21 protein-coding genes are annotated in these 15,584 nt (G+C 73.2%); 9 read left to right on the top strand and 12 right to left on the bottom strand.

Annotated features, from left to right (window positions below; all coding sequences use genetic code 11):
* Positions 1-36: 36 nt before the first annotated feature.
* Positions 37-1,356, top strand: coding sequence for a deoxyribodipyrimidine photo-lyase (locus QJ852_17595; protein ID WGX94967.1), 1,320 nt, complete (start codon positions 37-39; stop codon positions 1,354-1,356).
* The gene (locus QJ852_17600; GenBank protein WGX94968.1) at positions 1,353-1,973 is read left to right on the top strand and encodes an alpha/beta fold hydrolase; all 621 of its coding nucleotides are present in this window, start codon (positions 1,353-1,355) and stop codon (positions 1,971-1,973) included. The genes QJ852_17595 and QJ852_17600 overlap by 4 nt, the downstream gene beginning before the upstream one ends.
* Positions 1,974-2,048: 75 nt before the next feature.
* Here QJ852_17600 and QJ852_17605 read toward each other — a convergent pair whose 3' ends face one another.
* Together QJ852_17605 and QJ852_17610 are read right to left on the bottom strand one after the other, a co-directional pair.
* A complete protein-coding gene (locus tag QJ852_17605; GenBank protein WGX94969.1) occupies positions 2,049-2,309 on the bottom strand; it encodes a metal-sensitive transcriptional regulator in 261 nt (86 codons plus the stop codon).
* The gene (locus tag QJ852_17610) at positions 2,306-2,734 is read right to left on the bottom strand and encodes a DUF302 domain-containing protein (protein WGX94970.1); all 429 of its coding nucleotides are present in this window, start codon (positions 2,732-2,734) and stop codon (positions 2,306-2,308) included. Before QJ852_17610 ends, QJ852_17605 begins: the two co-directional genes overlap by 4 nt.
* A gap of 96 nt (positions 2,735-2,830) precedes the next feature.
* Here QJ852_17610 and QJ852_17615 point away from each other — a divergent pair, with 96 nt between their 5' ends.
* The gene (locus QJ852_17615; GenBank protein ID WGX94971.1) at positions 2,831-4,957 is read left to right on the top strand and encodes an MMPL family transporter; all 2,127 of its coding nucleotides are present in this window, start codon (positions 2,831-2,833) and stop codon (positions 4,955-4,957) included.
* 29 nt (positions 4,958-4,986) lie between these two features.
* Positions 4,987-5,358: a carboxymuconolactone decarboxylase family protein gene (locus QJ852_17620; GenBank protein ID WGX94972.1), complete on the top strand. Its 372-nt coding sequence runs from the start codon at positions 4,987-4,989 to the stop codon at positions 5,356-5,358.
* 125 nt (positions 5,359-5,483) lie between these two features.
* Here QJ852_17620 and QJ852_17625 read toward each other — a convergent pair whose 3' ends face one another.
* From QJ852_17625 to pcaH, 6 genes are read right to left on the bottom strand one after another with little or no spacing between them, the layout of a single operon-like run.
* Positions 5,484-6,665, bottom strand: coding sequence for a 4-hydroxybenzoate 3-monooxygenase (locus QJ852_17625; GenBank protein ID WGX94973.1), 1,182 nt, complete (start codon positions 6,663-6,665; stop codon positions 5,484-5,486).
* Positions 6,662-7,042 (bottom strand): 4-carboxymuconolactone decarboxylase, encoded by a 381-nt coding sequence (gene pcaC / locus QJ852_17630; GenBank protein WGX94974.1) that lies wholly within the window; start codon positions 7,040-7,042, stop codon positions 6,662-6,664. Before pcaC ends, QJ852_17625 begins: the two co-directional genes overlap by 4 nt.
* Positions 7,039-7,791 (bottom strand): alpha/beta hydrolase, encoded by a 753-nt coding sequence (locus QJ852_17635; protein WGX94975.1) that lies wholly within the window; start codon positions 7,789-7,791, stop codon positions 7,039-7,041. Before QJ852_17635 ends, pcaC begins: the two co-directional genes overlap by 4 nt.
* Positions 7,784-8,959, bottom strand: coding sequence for a lyase family protein (locus QJ852_17640; protein WGX94976.1), 1,176 nt, complete (start codon positions 8,957-8,959; stop codon positions 7,784-7,786). The genes QJ852_17635 and QJ852_17640 overlap by 8 nt, the downstream gene beginning before the upstream one ends.
* On the bottom strand, positions 8,956-9,510 hold the full coding sequence (gene pcaG, locus QJ852_17645; GenBank protein WGX94977.1) for a protocatechuate 3,4-dioxygenase subunit alpha: 555 nt from the start codon (positions 9,508-9,510) through the stop codon (positions 8,956-8,958). The genes QJ852_17640 and pcaG overlap by 4 nt, the downstream gene beginning before the upstream one ends.
* Positions 9,507-10,292, bottom strand: coding sequence for a protocatechuate 3,4-dioxygenase subunit beta (gene pcaH, locus QJ852_17650; protein WGX94978.1), 786 nt, complete (start codon positions 10,290-10,292; stop codon positions 9,507-9,509). The genes pcaG and pcaH overlap by 4 nt, the downstream gene beginning before the upstream one ends.
* A gap of 67 nt (positions 10,293-10,359) precedes the next feature.
* On the opposite strand from pcaH, the gene QJ852_17655 reads away from it, so the two are divergent.
* Complete coding sequence (locus QJ852_17655; GenBank protein ID WGX94979.1) at positions 10,360-11,106, top strand: IclR family transcriptional regulator; 747 nt, start codon at positions 10,360-10,362, stop codon at positions 11,104-11,106.
* Positions 11,107-11,127: 21 nt separating this feature from the next.
* Here the strand turns inward: QJ852_17655 and QJ852_17660 are convergent, their stop codons facing one another.
* Genes QJ852_17660 through QJ852_17670 form a run of 3 tightly spaced genes read right to left on the bottom strand, consistent with a single transcriptional unit; the run spans position 11,128 to position 12,481 of the window.
* The gene (locus tag QJ852_17660) at positions 11,128-11,526 is read right to left on the bottom strand and encodes a low affinity iron permease family protein (protein WGX94980.1); all 399 of its coding nucleotides are present in this window, start codon (positions 11,524-11,526) and stop codon (positions 11,128-11,130) included.
* Between the two features lie 38 nt (positions 11,527-11,564).
* Positions 11,565-12,068 (bottom strand): RDD family protein, encoded by a 504-nt coding sequence (locus tag QJ852_17665; GenBank protein ID WGX94981.1) that lies wholly within the window; start codon positions 12,066-12,068, stop codon positions 11,565-11,567.
* A complete protein-coding gene (locus tag QJ852_17670) occupies positions 12,065-12,481 on the bottom strand; it encodes a hypothetical protein (GenBank protein WGX94982.1) in 417 nt (138 codons plus the stop codon). The genes QJ852_17665 and QJ852_17670 overlap by 4 nt, the downstream gene beginning before the upstream one ends.
* 27 nt (positions 12,482-12,508) lie before the next feature.
* Between QJ852_17670 and cls the strand changes: the two genes are divergently transcribed.
* The 4 genes from cls to QJ852_17690 all read left to right on the top strand — a co-directional run bounded on the left by cls (position 12,509) and on the right by QJ852_17690 (position 15,005).
* Entirely contained in the window at positions 12,509-13,981 is a 1,473-nt protein-coding gene (gene cls, locus QJ852_17675) for a cardiolipin synthase (protein WGX94983.1), read from the top strand.
* 149 nt (positions 13,982-14,130) lie between these two features.
* Complete coding sequence (locus QJ852_17680) at positions 14,131-14,337, top strand: hypothetical protein (protein ID WGX94984.1); 207 nt, start codon at positions 14,131-14,133, stop codon at positions 14,335-14,337.
* Between the two features lie 61 nt (positions 14,338-14,398).
* Positions 14,399-14,605 (top strand): DUF6458 family protein, encoded by a 207-nt coding sequence (locus tag QJ852_17685; protein WGX94985.1) that lies wholly within the window; start codon positions 14,399-14,401, stop codon positions 14,603-14,605.
* Positions 14,606-14,621: 16 nt separating this feature from the next.
* Positions 14,622-15,005, top strand: a complete 384-nt coding sequence (locus tag QJ852_17690) for a VOC family protein (protein WGX94986.1) — start codon at positions 14,622-14,624, stop codon at positions 15,003-15,005.
* A gap of 25 nt (positions 15,006-15,030) precedes the next feature.
* Here the strand turns inward: QJ852_17690 and QJ852_17695 are convergent, their stop codons facing one another.
* Positions 15,031-15,489, bottom strand: a complete 459-nt coding sequence (locus QJ852_17695; protein ID WGX94987.1) for an HNH endonuclease signature motif containing protein — start codon at positions 15,487-15,489, stop codon at positions 15,031-15,033.
* Positions 15,490-15,584: the final 95 nt, after the last annotated feature.

Raw genomic sequence — 15,584 nt, forward strand, 5'->3', positions numbered from 1 at the left:
AGCTCGCTGTGCCCAGGGACCTGCCAGCATGGCGGGGTGAGACCGAGCATCCTCTGGTTCCGGCGGGACCTGCGACTCGGCGACCACCCGGCGCTGCTGGCCGCCGCCGCGGACGGAGCCGTGCTGCCGCTGTTCGTGCTCGACCCCGCGCTGTGGCGGCCGGCCGGGGACGTCCGACGGGGCTACCTGCTGCGGACCCTGCGTGCCCTGGACGCCGACCTGCGGCGCCACGGCCACGGCCGCGGCCTGGTGGTCCGGTCGGGCCGGCCGGAGTCGGTCGTGCCCGCGGTGGTCGCGGAGGTCGGTGCGCGGGCCGTGCACGTCAGCGCCGACTTCGCCCCGTACGGTGCGGCCCGGGACGCCCGGGTCGAGGAGGCGCTCGGCGAGGTGCCGCTGGTGCGCACCGGGTCGCCGTACGCCGTCGCGCCGGGGCGGGTGCTGACCCGCGACGGACGGCCGTACCAGGTGTTCACGCCCTTCCACCGTGCGTGGGTCGACCACGGCTGGCGCGCCCCGGCCGACTCGGACCCTGCCGCCGTGGACTGGGTGGGCGCGCCGAGCGAGGACCTGCCGGCGGAGCCGGACCTGTCGGCGGTCGACCTCCCGGAGGCCGGCGAGGCGGCGGCACTCGCGCGCTGGGAGGCCTGGCGCGGGACGCCGTACGACGACGTGCGGGACCGCCCCGACCTCGACGCGACCTCACGCCTGTCCCCCGACCTGCGCTGGGGGTCGATCCACCCGAGGACCGTCCTGGCCGGCCTGGACGCGCGAAGCCCCCACGCCGCCACCTTCCGCAAGGAGCTGGCGTGGCGGGAGTTCTACGCCCACGTCCTGCACCACTGGCCGGCCTCGGCCCGCGACTACTTCCGGCCCGAGCTGCGCGAGCTGCCGTATGTCGCGGGCGTCGAGCTGGACCGCCGCCTGGACGCCTGGAGGCGGGGCCGCACCGGCTACCCCATCGTCGACGCCGGGATGCGGCAGCTGCTCGCGGAGGGCTGGATGCACAACCGGGTGCGGATGATCGTGGCGTCCTTCCTGGTCAAGGACCTGCACGTCGAGTGGCAGCACGGCGCGCGGCACTTCATGGCCCACCTCGTCGACGGCGATCTCGCGAGCAACCAGCACAACTGGCAGTGGGTCGCGGGCTGCGGCACCGACGCGGCGCCGTACTTCCGGATCTTCAACCCGACCACGCAGGGGAAGAGGTTCGATCCGGACGGCGCGTACGTGCGCCGCTGGGTGCCCGAGCTCGCCGATCCGGCCCGCGGCGACTATCCCGAGCCGATCGTCGACCACGCCGAGCAGCGCGCGGCGACGCTGGAGGCCTACCAGCTGCTCAGGAGGCACGGCCGATGACCGCTGCGTCGTTCACGGACAGCTGGATCCCCGCCCGACCACGGGCGATCGCGCTCGTGCTGCACGGCGGAGCCGAGCAGGGCACCGACCCGGTCGACGCCCGCAGCCTGTCCTGGCGGCGCGGCCGGGCGCTGGCCCGTCAGCTCGCGGCGGTCGTGACCCACGACGACGTCGGCGTGCTGCTCCTCCGCTACCGCGTCAAGGGCTGGAACGCCGCCGACGGCGAGCTCCCCGCCCCCATCGTCGACGCCCGCTGGGCCCTCGACGAGATCGCCCGCACCCACGGTCTCCCGGTCGCGGTCCTCGGGCACTCGATGGGCGCGCGCACCGGGGTGGCCGTGGCCGACCACCCGTCCGTGCGCGGCGTCGTCGCCCTCGCCCCCTGGCTGCCCCCGGACGACCCGGTCGTCCCGCTCACCGGCAAGGTCCTGCGCGCCGCGCACGGCCGGCTCGACCGGATCACCTCCCCGCGCGCCACCCGCGCCTACGTCGCCCGAGCCGCGAACGTCGCCGACGCGGAGTTCACCGACATGGGTGCGGTCGGCCACTACCTGCTGCGGCGGGTCCCGCTGTGGAACGCCTACGCCGCCGCGGGGGTTCGCGAGGTGCTGGTCTGAAGGTGCGGTTCAACTACCAAAATTGTCGCCATCCCGACGATCGGCGACGAAATCGGTAGTTGAACCGCAGCCACCTCAGGCCAGCGCCAGGAACAGCTTCTCCATCTTCTTGGCGTCGACGCTGTCGGGACCGCCCTCGACGAGGCACTTCTGCAGGCCGGTGGCGACCAGCGCGTAGCCGCCCCGGCCGACGGCCTTGTTGACGGCCGCGAGCTGCATCAGGGCGTCCTCGCACTCGGCGCCCTCCTCGAGCATCCGGATCACCGACGCGAGGTGGCCGTTGGCCCGCTTGAGGCGGGTGATGATCGCCTTGATCTCCTCAGGCTCCAGCTTCATGCGGTCGCTCCCGTCGGTCCGGTCGTCGCGGTCAGTGCCTCCATCATCCCGGTGAGGCGGGCGCGGCCGTCGGTGGCCACCTCGGCGAGCTCCGGGTCGGGCGCCAACGAGGCGAGCAGCGCCGGGTCCATCACGTCGACGCGGGTGCGCCCGCCCCCCGCGTCGGCGACCACCACGTTGCACGGCATCAGGGCCGCGACCCTCGGCTCGACCTGCAGCGCGCGATGCGCGAGCTGGGGGCGGCAGGCGCCGAGGATCAGCTGCGCCGGGACGTCCACGTCGAGCTTCGCCTTGAGGGTGGCGCGGATGTCGATCTCGGTGAGGACGCCGAACCCGGCGTCGGCGAGCAGCGTCCGCACCCGCCCCACCGTGTCCTCGTACGACGCCTCGAGGGTCACGCTCATCGTGAACTCGCTCAGCTCCATCGGTCTCTCCTTCGCGGACTAGCCATCCCCCCAGGGGGATCTGTTACGGTCTGATCGTATCCCCCCGGGGGGATAAAAGCGAAAGGAGGCGCCACCGTGGCGCAGCACACCTGGCGGCCGGGGCCGCTCGGCCGGCTCGGGGTCTGGGTGACCGAGCACCGTCGTACCGTCGGCATCGCGTGGGTCGCGCTCGTGATCGGGCTCGGGATCTTCGCACCGGCGGTCGAGAAGAACCTGTCCGGTGCGGGCTGGCAGGCCGACGGCTCGGAGTCGGTCGCCGTGCGCGACCTCGCGCAGGAGCACTTCGGCGGCAACGCCAGCCACGCGATCCAGGTGGTCGTGCACAGCACCGACGGGCCGCTCGCCGCGGGCGACGGCGCGCGGGTGCTCGCCGAGGTGACGCAGACGCTCGCGGGCGAGCCGCGGATCGCCGAGGTGATCGCGCCGATGCCCGGTGCCAGCCTCTCCCCTGACGGTCGCACGGCCGTCGTGCTGGGCGGCGCGGGCGCCGACACCAACGAGATGGTCCGGGTCGCGACCGACCTCAAGGAGGAGTTGCAGCACCTGTCGACGGACACCGTGCAGGTGAACCCGACCGGCTCGTCGCTGCTCTGGTCGGACTTCAACGAGGCCAACCTCGAGGCGATGCTGACGTCCGAGATGGTGTCCTGGCCGGTGACCCTGGCGATCCTGGTACTGGCATTCGGTGCCCTCGTGGCCGCCGGCCTGCCGTTGCTGCTGACCCTCGCCGGGCTCGTCGCCTCGGCCGGCTCCCTGGTGTTGATCAACGAGCTCGTTCCGGTCTCCATCTGGGCGATGAACTTCGCGATGATGTTCGCCCTGGCCCTGGGCATCGACTACGCCCTCTTCCTCGTCGTCCGCTACCGCGCGGCCCGGATGGGCCAGCACGGCTCCGTCCGGCAGGCCATCGCCGAGACCATGGACACGGCCGGGAAGGCGGTCCTGCTCTCGGGCGCGACCGTGCTCGTCTCCCTCTCCGCGGTGCTGCTCGTACCGTCACCGTCGTTCCGCTCGATGGCCGGCGGGATCATGATCTCCGTCGTCTTCGTCCTCGCCGCGACACTGACGCTGCTGCCGCTGGTGCTCTTCAAGCTCGACGACCGGATCAACCGGTTCGCCCTGCCCTGGGTGAAGGTCGGCGAGCACCGCTCCCCCGTCTTCGCCCGCTGGGGCGCGCACCTGTGGCGCCGTCCGGTCGCCTGGGGACTCGGCGCGACCGTCGTCCTGCTCGCCCTGGCCGCCCCGATCGTCGGCCTGAAGACGGGCATGCCGTCGATCAAGGTGCTGCCCGAGGAGGCCAGCGCGCGGGTGGGCTACGCCCAGGTCAAGGACGCCTTCGGCCCCGGAGCCCCAGGGATGCTGCAGGTCGTCGTCGACACCGCCGACGCGGGTGCGGCGGCCGCCGTGCTGACCGACGACGCCGGCATCCAGGCCGTCCTCCCGCCGACGCCCGCCACCGACGGCAGCGAGCTCGCGATGATCCAGGCGATGCCGACCGTCGATCCGTCCGACCCGGCCCTGCCGGCGACGATCGACCGGTTGCGCGCCGATCTGCCGTCGTCCGCCCTCGTCGGCGGGGCCGCGGTCGAGAACATCGACCTGACCGCTCAGCTGCAGCGGTCCACCCCGCTGGTGATCGGCGTCGTGCTGCTGCTCGGCTTCCTTCTCCTGCTGGTCGCCCTGCAGGCGCCGCTGATCTCGCTGCTCGGCACCCTGGCCAGCCTGCTGTCCACAGCCGCGGCGTTCGGTGTCGCGCGACTGCTGTTCCAGGACGGCCACGGTTCGGGCCTGCTCGGCTTCGAGCACCAGGGCTTCCTGGATGCGTGGGCGCCGGTGTTCTTCTTCGCGATGATCTTCGCGATCGCGATGGACTACACGGTATTCCTGCTGGCCTCGGCCAAGGAGCACTGGGAGAAGTCGGGCGACGCCCGCGAGGCCATGGTCGGCGCGGTCGCCCACTCCGGTCGGGTGATCTTCGCGGCCGGCGGCGTGATGGTCGCGGTGTTCTTCACCTTCGCCCTGTCGGGGCCGCTGCCGCCCAAGGAGATGGGCGTGATCCTCGGCGTCGCCGTCCTGCTCGACGCCTTCCTGGTGCGCCTGGTCCTGCTGCCCGTCCTGCTCCGGCTCTCCGGCCGCGCCGCTTGGGCGACACCCACCTGGCTGCGCCGGATCCTGCCCACCATCACCTTCGCCCACGACTGATCCATCCCGACGAACCGAGAGGAAACACCATGTCCGCATCACTCCACGGCAAGCCCGTCCTCGACGAGCTGTCCCCGTTGCACCGCCAGTTGCGCCGCGCGATTCCCGACGTCTACACCGGCTTCGGCGCCCTGTCACAGGCCGCCTTCGCCGACGGCGCGCTCGACAAGCGCACCAAGGAGCTGGTCGCGCTGGCGATCGGCGTCGTCGAGGGCTGCGACGGCTGCATCGCCTCCCACGCCCAGGCGGCGGTCCGCGCCGGCGCCACGAGGCAGGAGGCGGCCGAGGCGATCGGCGTCACCTTCTTGATGCACGGCGGCCCCGCGACCATCCACGGCGCCCGCGCGTACGACGCCTTCTGCTCGTTCGCCGACGCGGCCGCCGAGCCGCAGGAGGCCTGAGCCGTGTGCCGTCCCGTGCGCTGAACCGTGTTGCCCGTCGTACCCGGCATCCGGGTTCTCGATCCGCCGGATCCATGACCTGATTGCCGGGTACGACGCCCGGACCGGGCGGACGGGGAGCAGCCTCAGGAGGGCCAGCCGGTGTAGCCCTCCGCGAGGTACGTCGACCCGGCCGTCGAGGTGACCAGCGAGGTCAGCTCCCCCACCTGGCGGCGTACGTCGAAGTCGCTCGCCTCGGGCAGCCGGTGCAGCATCGTGGTCATCCAGTAGGAGAAGTGCTGGGCCTTCCAGACCCGCCGCAGCGCCCGCTCGGCATACCGGTCCAGCGCCGCGTCGTCGCCACGGAGGTGACGCTCGAGCTCCTCGGCGAGCACCCGGACGTCGGCCAGGGCCAGGTTGAGGCCCTTGGCACCGGTCGGCGGCACGGTATGGGCGGCGTCGCCGGCGAGGACGAGGTTGCCGTGGCGCATCGGCTCCTGCACGAAGCTGCGGAACGGCAGCACCACCTTCGAGGTGATCGGCCCCTCCTTCAGGGCGTAGCCGTTGGCGCCGACCCGGGCCTGCAGCTCCTCCCAGATCCGGTCGTCGGGCCAGCGGGCGACGTCCTCGGCGGGGTCGCACTGGAAGTACATCCGCTGCAGGGTCTCGGTGCGCTGGCTGATCAGCGCGAAGCCGTGCTCGGAGTGGCTGTAGATCAGCTCCTCGCTGCTGGGCGGCGCCTCGCAGAGGATGCCGAACCACGCGAAGGGGTACTCGCGGAAGAACTGGCGGCGCAGCGACTCCGGGAACTCGTGGCGGCAGATGCTGCGCGAGCCGTCGGAGCCGACCAGGATCCGGGCCGCGACCTCGTGGCGTACGCCGTGCGTGTCGGTGAACCTCATCAGCGGCCGGTCGCCGGCGATGTCGGCGACCGACACCTCGCTCACGCCGAAGCGCACGTCGCCGCCGTCGCGCTCGCGGGCATCGGCGAGATCGATGAAGACGTCGGTCTGCGGGTAGAGCTGCACCGAGGCGCCCACCAGGGCCTCGAAGTCGATCCGGTGCCCACCGCCACCGAAGGCGAGGTCGATGCCGGCATGGCGGTAGCCGTCGCGCAGCACCCGCTCGGAGACGCCGGCGTCGACCAGCAGCCGGACGCTGTCCTGCTCCAGGATCCCTGCCCGGTGGGTGTTCTCGATCTCCTCCCGGCCACGGAGGTCGATCGCGACCGAGTCGATGCCGGCGCGCTGCAGCAGGTGCGCGAGCATGAGTCCGGCGGGGCCGGCACCGACGATGGCGACATCGGTGGTGCTGGTCGTGGGGCTCACCGGTCCAGCTCCTCGAGGACGCCCTTCGCGACGGCGAAGGCGTGGTTGGCGGCGGGGACGCCGCAGTAGATGGCGGCCTGCAGGATCACCTCGACGATCTCGTCGTCGCTCAGCCCGTTGGTGCGCGCGGCGCGCACGTGCATCGCGAACTCCTCCCAGTGCCCGAGCGCGATCGTCGCCGTCAGTACCGCGACCGAGCGCGAGCGCCGGTCCAGGCCGGGCCGCGTCCAGACGCTCCCCCACGCGTAGCGGGTGATCAGCTCCTGGAAGTCCCGCGTGAACGGGGTCGTCGCGGCCTCGGCCCGGTCGACGTGCGCGTCGCCGAGCACCTCACGGCGCACCGTCATGCCGGCGTCGAAGGGGTCGTCGTAGGTCATCGGTCGGCCTCCAGGAAGGTGACGATCAGGTCGGCGGTCGCGGCGGGGTCCTCGGCGGGCGGCAGGTGGGCGACGCCGGCGAGCGCGACCTCGACCTGGTCGGCGGTCACGACGACGTCGTGCTCGCCCCCGGCCACCAGCAGGGGCACCGATGCGGACGCGACCCGGTCCCGCAGGTCGTGGCCCGCCAGCGCCTCGCACGCCAGGGCATACGACTCGTCGTCGACCGACTGCAGCGCGAGCAGCAGGCCGCTGCCGGTCGCCGGGTCGCGGTCGAGAAAGCCGGGCGCGAACCAACGGGCCGCCGAGCCCTCGACCATGGCGGCGGTGCCGGCCCTGCGGACGTACGCCGCGCGCTCGCGCCAGTCCGCCGGCGTACCGATCCTCGGTGCGGACGCCAGCGCGACCACCGCGTCGAACGGTCCGGGCTCGACCGCGATCGCGAAGCCGACCGCCCCGCCGAGCGAGACCCCGGCATAGGACACCGGACACCCGGCGGTGATCCCGGCCGCGCGGTCGCGCACGGCGCCCGCCAGCTCCTCGATCGTGAGCGGCGTCGTCGCGGGGGCACCGGCACCGTGGCCGGGGAGGTCCCAGCCGACGACCAGCCAGGTCGGCGGGAGCAGCGCGGCGCAACGGGTCCAGAGGTCGGCGACGCCCGTGCCGAGCGACGGGCCGACGACGAGGACCCGGTCCGGGCCCGGTCCCCGCTCACCGCCGGCGATCCGGGTGAACGTCAGGTCAACCACGGGTCTCCTCCCAGCAGGTGGTCGCGAGGTCGACGAGACGGCCGGCCTCTCCGGTCGCGCCGCGGGTGTCGAGGGCGCCGCTCGCCGTGGCCGCGTCGACCCGGGACGCCATCGCGACGGGGTCGACCTGGAGGCCCGCGACCAGCTCGGCCGCCTGGCTCGCCGTGGTGACGGCGAGCTCCAAGAGCCGCGCCAGGGCGGGCCATTCGGCGTGCCACGCCCCGTCCGGGCGTTCGTCGACGGCACCCGCCGCGGCCAGGTGCAGCTGGCCGGCGAGCGCGGGAGCCTGCCGCGCGGCCGCACCGACGAGCACCGAGAGCACCGGGTTCTGCTTGTGCGGCATGGTCGAGGACCCGCCCCGCCCCGCGACCGCGCCCTCGCGGACCTCGGCGACCTCGGGCCGGCCGAGCAGCAGTACGTCGGCAGCGATCACCCCCAGCGCGTCGGTCGCGGTCGTGAGCGCGTCGCCGATGCCGGTCAGCGCGGCCCGGCGGGTGTGCCACGGCAGGTCGGTGGCGGTCAGGCCGAGCGCGTCGGCGAGGGCGGGCGCGGCCCGGTCGGAGTGGCCGGCGTCCGGCCCGGCGAGATCGGCGAGCAGCGCGCGGGTGCCGGCGGCGCCGCCGTACTGGACCGGGAAGGTCAGCCCGTCGAGCCGGGCGACGGCGTCGCCCACGCCCGCCAGCCACTGCGCGGCCCGCAGGCCGAAGGTGGTCGGGACGGCCCACTGGGTGAGGGTTCGCGCGACGGCGACGTCGTCGCGATGGGTGCGGGCGAGAACCGCGAGGGCGTCCCCGGCGACGACCAGGTCGGCACGGACCCGGGCGACGGCGTCGCGGGCGAGCAGGACGAGCGCGGTGTCGAGGACGTCCTGGCTGGTGAGGCCGCGGTGCACGGCTCCGCCCGCGTCGCCGGCGGCGTCACGGAGCAGCGCGACCAGCGGTACGACGGGATTGCCCGCCGCCTCGGACGCGACGGCGAGCGCCGGTAGGTCGACGTCGACCCCCGCGGCCGCCGCGGCGACCTGCGCCGCCTCCGCCTCGGTCGCGATGCCCGCGGCGACGAGCGCGCGCGCCCAGGCCGACTCCACCCGGAGCAGTGCCGCCAGGACCGCCGCGTCGTCGGCGACCCCCGCCGCCCGGTGCGCGCCGGGACGCAGCAGGCCGCTCATCTCTCGTGCCGCCGGTAGCGCAGGAAGACCGTCTCCCGCTCGCCCTGCAGGTGGACGTCGAAGCGGAGGCTGCCGTCGGCCTCGCGCTCGGCCCGCAGCGTCGCGGCGTCGGCCGCGGGGAGGCCCGCGAGGAAGGTGTCGGACTCGCCGGGCAGGTAGGCGCGGGTGAACAGTCGGTCGAGCAGGCCACGCGCGAAGACGACGACCGAGAAGAACGCGGCTCCCCCGCCGCCACCGGGTACGACGGTGGTGAACGCGTAGCGTCCCGACGCATCGGTCGCCGCCCGGCCCCAGCCGGTGAACCGGCCGTCGCGGTGCAGCGAGCCCTCGACCCGCGGCGCCCGGCCGGTGGGGTCGGCCTGCCGGATCTCCAGGAGCGCGTCGGGCACGGGTGCCCCGCTGCCGTCGTACACGGTGCCGTGGAGGCGGACTGCTCCCACCGAGCCGGCGGGGACGAGGAGGCTGTCGCCGGCGTAGGGCAGCGCGTCGTGGAAGAACGGGCCGATCGTCTGCCCGGGCGTGGGTGCGAGGGTCTCGCTCGGGGTGGTCACTGCTCGTCACGCTCCAGGGGCGTCGCGTGGGTGCCGGTCAGCACGATGTCCCAGCGGTAGCCGGTCGCCCACTCGTGGGTGGTGAGGTCGTGGTCGTAGGTCGCGACGAGCCGGTCGCGCGCGGCCTGGTCGGTGATCGACTGGTAGATCGGGTCGAGCGCGAAGAGCGGGTCGCCCGGGAAGTACATCTGGGTGATCAGCCGCTGGGTGAACTCGGTGCCGAACAGCGAGAAGTGGATGTGCGCGGGCCGCCAGGCGTTGAGGTGGTTGCGCCACGGGTAGGGCCCCGGCTTGATCGTGGTGAACCGGTAGGTGCCGTCGCCGTCGGTCAGGCAGCGCCCGACGCCGGTGAAGTTCGGGTCGATCGCCGCCGGGTGCTGGTCGCGCTTGTGGATGTAGCGACCGCCCGCGTTCGCCTGCCAGATCTCGACCAGCTGGTACCGCACCGGCCGGCCGTCGCCGTCGAGGACCCGGCCGGTGAGCAGCATCCGCTCACCGATCGGCTCGCCGCCGTGCTGGATGGTGAGGTCGGCCTCGACGGGGTCGACGTCGGAGTGCCCGAAGACCGGCGCGACCAGCTCGATCCCCTCGGGGTCGGCATGGCGCGGGTCCTTGGTGGGGTGGCGCAGCGCCGAGCTGCGGTACGGCGGGAAGTCGATCCGCGGCTGCGCGGCGCCCGGTGCGGTGGCGGCGTGCGCCTCGGTGATCTCGGCGGTGATCCCCTCCTGCGAGTCGGGGGCCGGCGGGGCGGCGGCGCTGCGGGCGTCGGTGGTCGTGGACACGTTCCCACGCTAGGTGCGCGGGTCGGCCCCACGCGATAGCGTGCTTCCACTGAGCGAAAGGAGCGGCATGGCCGGCAACACCTCCGTCCCCGGCGCGACCGTCGTGTCGCGCAGCCTGGCCCTGCTCTTCGCCTTCGACGACGCCCACCGCCGCCTCACCCTCTCCGAGCTGGCCCGCCGCGCCGGCCTGCCGCTCCCCACCGCGCACCGGCTGGTCGGCGAGCTGGTCGCCGGGGGTGCCCTCGTGCGGCGCGCCGACGGCGCCTACGTCGTCGCGCGCCGGCTGTGGCAGGTCGGCCTGCTCGCTCCCGTCGAGACGGGGCTGCGCGAGATCGCCGCGCCCTTCATGAACGACCTGCACGCCACCACCCGCGCGACCGTCCACCTCGCCGTCCGCGAGGGCACCGAGGTGCTCTACCTCGAGCGCCTCTCGGGTCGCGCGTCCGTGCCCGTCGTCAGCACCGTCGGCTCCCGGCTCCCCCTGCACGCCACCGGCGTCGGCAAGGTGCTGCTCGCCCACGCCCCCGACGACATCGCGACCGACGCGCTGGCCCGCCTGACCCGGGTCACGCCGTACACGATCACCCAGCCGGCCCGGCTGCTCGATCAGCTCGACCGGGTGCGCCGCGACGGCTACGCCACCACCGTCGAGGAGATGACCCTCGGCGCCTGCTCGGTCGCCGTGCCCGTGCCGGCCGGCGGCCACGTCGTCGCCGCGCTCGGCGTCGTCGTCCCGTCGCTCAAGCGGGACCGGGCCCGGCTCGTCGCCGGCCTCCAGGTCGCGGCTCGGGGCATCGGTCGCTCACTGGGCTGAAGCGCGCAGGACGGCACCGCGTCAATGGCGTCCTTCCAGACCCACGGCCTGACGAAGCTTGCGCACCGACTCCTCCAGGTCCTCGTCGTCCCGGGCGCGGGAGGCCATCAGGTCAGAGAGCGCCTCGGCGATCACGTTCAGCTTCTCGTGCGAGGCCTCCTCCGAGCGCCGGCCGGCGTTCTGGAGCAGCACCAACAGGAGCAGCGACAGCACCGACGAGCCCGTGTGCAGGGCGAGCTCCCACTTCGTCGCGCTCGACCACAACGGCAGGCTCGCCACCCAGACGACGAGCACCCCGACGATCACGTAGAAGAACGGAGCCGCGCTCACCAGCCGATGGACGACCTCGACGAACCGCTCGAAACGCCCCCGGCCATCGCCCTCGCGGCGGGACTGCGCCGCCTCGCTCCGCCCGCTCATGGACTCAACCTACGTGCCCGGCGCCGATCTGCCTCGGGTCAGGCAGCGTCGTGCGCCCGCAGGTACGCCGCCAGCGGGCCCGGCAGCTGTGCCGGGCGGTCGCCCCAGTCGTAGACCACGGCGGTCCGGGCGAGCAGATCGTGCAGTGCGCGGTGGTCGCGGCGCAGCACGATCAGCAGGGCGCCGATGCCGAAGAAGGACGTGCTCAGCGGGAAGAGCAGGGTCCGCACCAGGCAGGCGACCGGACCCACCGGCCGCCCCGCGCGGGACACGATCTTGAGACCGACGATCGCCTTGCCCACGGTCCGCCCGCTCACGGCCGTGCTGCCGACCACGTACACCGCCGCCCACGTCAGCAGTGCGACGGTCGCGACGGCGCCGGTGCCCTCCTCGATCGAGACGTCGAGAAGCGCCTGGAGGAGGAAGCCGAGGATCCCCACCCCGATCGAGTACGACGCCAGCACCACGCCGACGTCGATCGCCACGGCCGCGGCCCGACTCACCGGCCCGGCGTACCGACCGGTGACCGTCGCGCGGCTCATCCCTCGCCCCGCTCGCCCACCAGGAGGACGGGACCGAGAGGCGCGGGGCCGTGCCGGCGCAGCAGGCGGTCGACGAAACCGCTGACGACCCGGTCCAGGCCGACCACCTGGCTGCGCGCGACATCGAGGGTGCGGCCGGCGAGGTCGCCCGTCGTCTCGGCGACGATGTCGGAGATCCCGGCGCGCTGGACGAGCGCCTCGACGTCGGCGCGCGCGAGGAGCCGGTCGACGTCGACCCGGTCCAGCAATCGGTTCACGTCGACGCGCTCCAGCAGGTGGTTGACGTCCACCTGGTCGAGCACCGCGTCGATGTCGACGTGCTCGAGGATCTCCTCGACCGGCATCGCATCCACCACCTTGCCGGTGACCACGCCGGCGACACGGCTGAACAAACCGGGCTCTGGGGGCGTCATGAGCTCAGGATTCCATAGGGTTCACCCATGAATTGGCTCGTTCCGACGTCGACACTCGGCTGGATCGTCTTCGGACTCGACATGGCACTGCGGCTCGCCGCGCTGGGCATCATCCCCGGCAACCGCAAGCCGTCGACCGGAATGGCGTGGCTGCTGCTGATCCTGATCGAGCCGATCATCGGGTTCGCGATCTTCCTGCTGTTCGGCCGGATCAAGCTCGGCAACCGGCGGATCACCCGCCAGCGCACGGCGATCGCCGCGATCCGCGAGCGCAGCGAGGCACTGCCGCTGTCCTTCGACGCGAGCCGCCTCCCCCCGGCGATGGCGGGAGTGGCCGCGCTCAACCGGCACCTCGGCGCCCTGCCGCTCACCGGCGGCAACGAGGTGGAGCTCTGGCCGGACTACCGCGGCCTGATGACCGAGATGGCCCGTGAGATCGACCGGGCCCGCAGCCATGTCCATGTCGAGTTCTACATCACCGCGTGGGACGACGTGACCGACCCGGTCTTCCAGGCGATGATCCGCGCCACGGAGCGCGGCGTCGACGTGCGCCTGCTCTTCGACCACATCGGCTCACGCCGGATCCCCGGCTACCGTGCGATGGTCAGGCGCCTGCGCGGCACCCGGATCGCCTGGCACCCGATGCTGCCGATCAAGCCGCTGCGAGGCCGGTTCCGCCGCCCCGACCTGCGCAACCACCGCAAGATCCTGGTGATCGACGGCAGCGTCGGCTTCACCGGCTCGCTCAACCTCACCGAGCCCGGCTACAACAAGCCCGCCAACCACCGGCTGGGCCGCGAGTGGGTCGAGCTGATGGTGCGCCTGGAGGGCCCGGTCGTCGGCGCGCTCAACGCCGTCTTCGCCTCCGACTGGTACGTCGAGACGGGCCAGGTCGTCGACCTGGTCGCCGTCCACGGCCAACCGGACCGCCGGCCCGAGGAGGTCTTCGACGTCCCGTGCCAGGTGGTGCCGAGCGGACCGGGCATCGTGGCCGAGAACAACCTGCGGATGTTCACCACCCTGCTGTACGCCGCGACCGAGCGGATCTCGCTGACCTCGCCGTACTTCGTCCCCGACGAGTCGCTGCTCTACGCCGTCACGACCGCCGCCGAGCGCGGCGTCGACGTCGAGCTGTTCGTCAGCGAGGTGTCCGACCAGTTCCTCGTCGGGCACGCGCAGGCGTCGTACTACAAGGCGCTGCTCGAGGCCGGCGTGCGGATCTACCAGTACCCGGCGCCGTACATCCTGCACTCCAAGCACTTCACGATCGACGACCAGGTCGCGGTGGTCGGCTCCAGCAATATGGACATGCGCTCGTTCGCCCTCAACTACGAGGTGTCGCTGATGATGCCGGACCCCGCCGTGGTCGCGAAGATGCGCCGCGTCGAGGACACCTACCGAGCCCTGTCGAAGGAGCTGACCCTGGCGGCCTGGGGCGAACGGTCCCCCGGCGCGAAGTACGTCGACAACGTGGCCCGGCTGACCGCGGCCCTCCAGTAGCGGCGGGCCCCTGGTCCCGGCCGGATGGTCCGTTCGGGCGGGGGCGGTCTGACCGAAGGGCCTGACCTGCCACGGACCCGTTGCCCGACACGTCGCGGGACCCGATCCTCGGGAGGAGAACGGTCCGGCCCCGAGTCCCGGAGGAACCCATGAGCGCCGTCGCAGCCAGCCCGGTCGAGCCCGCCCCCGCAGTGGCGGCCGGCCCGCGCCCGTCCCCCGACCTGGAGCACGCACTGCTCGAGATCGCCGCGTCCGAGCGGGCGCTCGACGACGTCCTGCGCCGCGCCTCACGACTGCATCAGCGCAATCTCGACCACGCGCCACGCACCTGCCTGGTCTGCTTCACCCAGCGCTGAGGACGGCGCTCGGCCTTCGGTCGAGGCGTATCACCGCGCCGGCACCGGGCACTACAGGTGCATGTACATCGGACTCGGCATCATCCTGCTCGTCCTGGGCCTGATCCTCGCCCTGGACGTGATCACCGTCGACATCGACTACGTCAACGACGACCTGTTGGGCACCATCCTGATCATCGCCGGCGCGCTGGCGATCGTCCTCTCGCTCGTCGTCGCGCCGCCCTGGCGCCGCGACCGGATCGTCCACCACGACGACCGCCGGCCCTGAGGGTGCACCATGAGACATGGCCAGTGAGCTGACGCCGTACCTCCACGTCCGTGACGGCCGGGCGGCGATCGCCTGGTACGTCGACGTCCTCGGCGCCGCGATCGTGGACGCCCCGATCGAGATGCCCGACGGCCGGCTGGGTCATGTCGAGCTCGCCGTCGGCGGCGCCCGGTGGATGATGTCGGACGAGTTCCCGGAGCTGCATGCCGAGGCGCCTCGCGGCGACCGCGGCCTCCCGGTCACGCTGCATCTCACGGTGCCCGACGTCGACGGGCTCTGCACGCGGATCGTCGCCGCGGGGACCTCCCTCGACCGCGGCCCCGAGGACGCACCCCCGGCCGGGCGGGTCGCCTCGTTCCGCGACCCGTTCGGTCATCGTTGGTTCCTCGAGCAGCCCTGACCTCGCCCGGCGCACACCCGTCGGTCTAGGTGCGTCGGTGGAAGCGGATGTCGCCGTTGGGGAGGCGGTCGTGGGTGAAGGCGCGGTCGTGGATGCGGTGGTGATGGTGGTTGCACAGGCTGATCGCGTCGGCGAGGTCGGTGCTGCCGCCGTGGGACCAGGGGGTGTGGTGGTGGGCCTCGGTCCAGGTGGCGGGGATGGTGCAGCCTTCGGCGCGGCAGTGTCGGTCGCGCAGGCGGAGGGCGCGGCGTTGGGCGCGGGTGAAGAGTCGGGTGCGGCGGCCGAGGTCGAGGACCTCGCTGGTGGTGCCGAGCACGGCGGGGATGATGGTGGCCTGGCAGGCGAGCCGGCGGGCATCGGTAGCGGAGATCGCTTCTTCGCCGTCGCCGGCGATGACGCCCGCGGCGGCCCGCGGCGGCACGCTCCGGACCTCGGCAGCGCACCCCACGATCGAGTGCGGTGGCGCGAGCGTGGCGACCGACATATGAGCACTCCCGGGAGTGCCTGATCTGATGCCTCCATGCGACCACGGAGGGCCGACACATCGGTGCGGCCGAATCTCCGGCCTGTGGTCAGACC

The sequence above is a fragment of the Nocardioides sp. L-11A genome (assembly GCA_029961745.1).
Taxonomy (GTDB): domain Bacteria; phylum Actinomycetota; class Actinomycetes; order Propionibacteriales; family Nocardioidaceae; genus Nocardioides.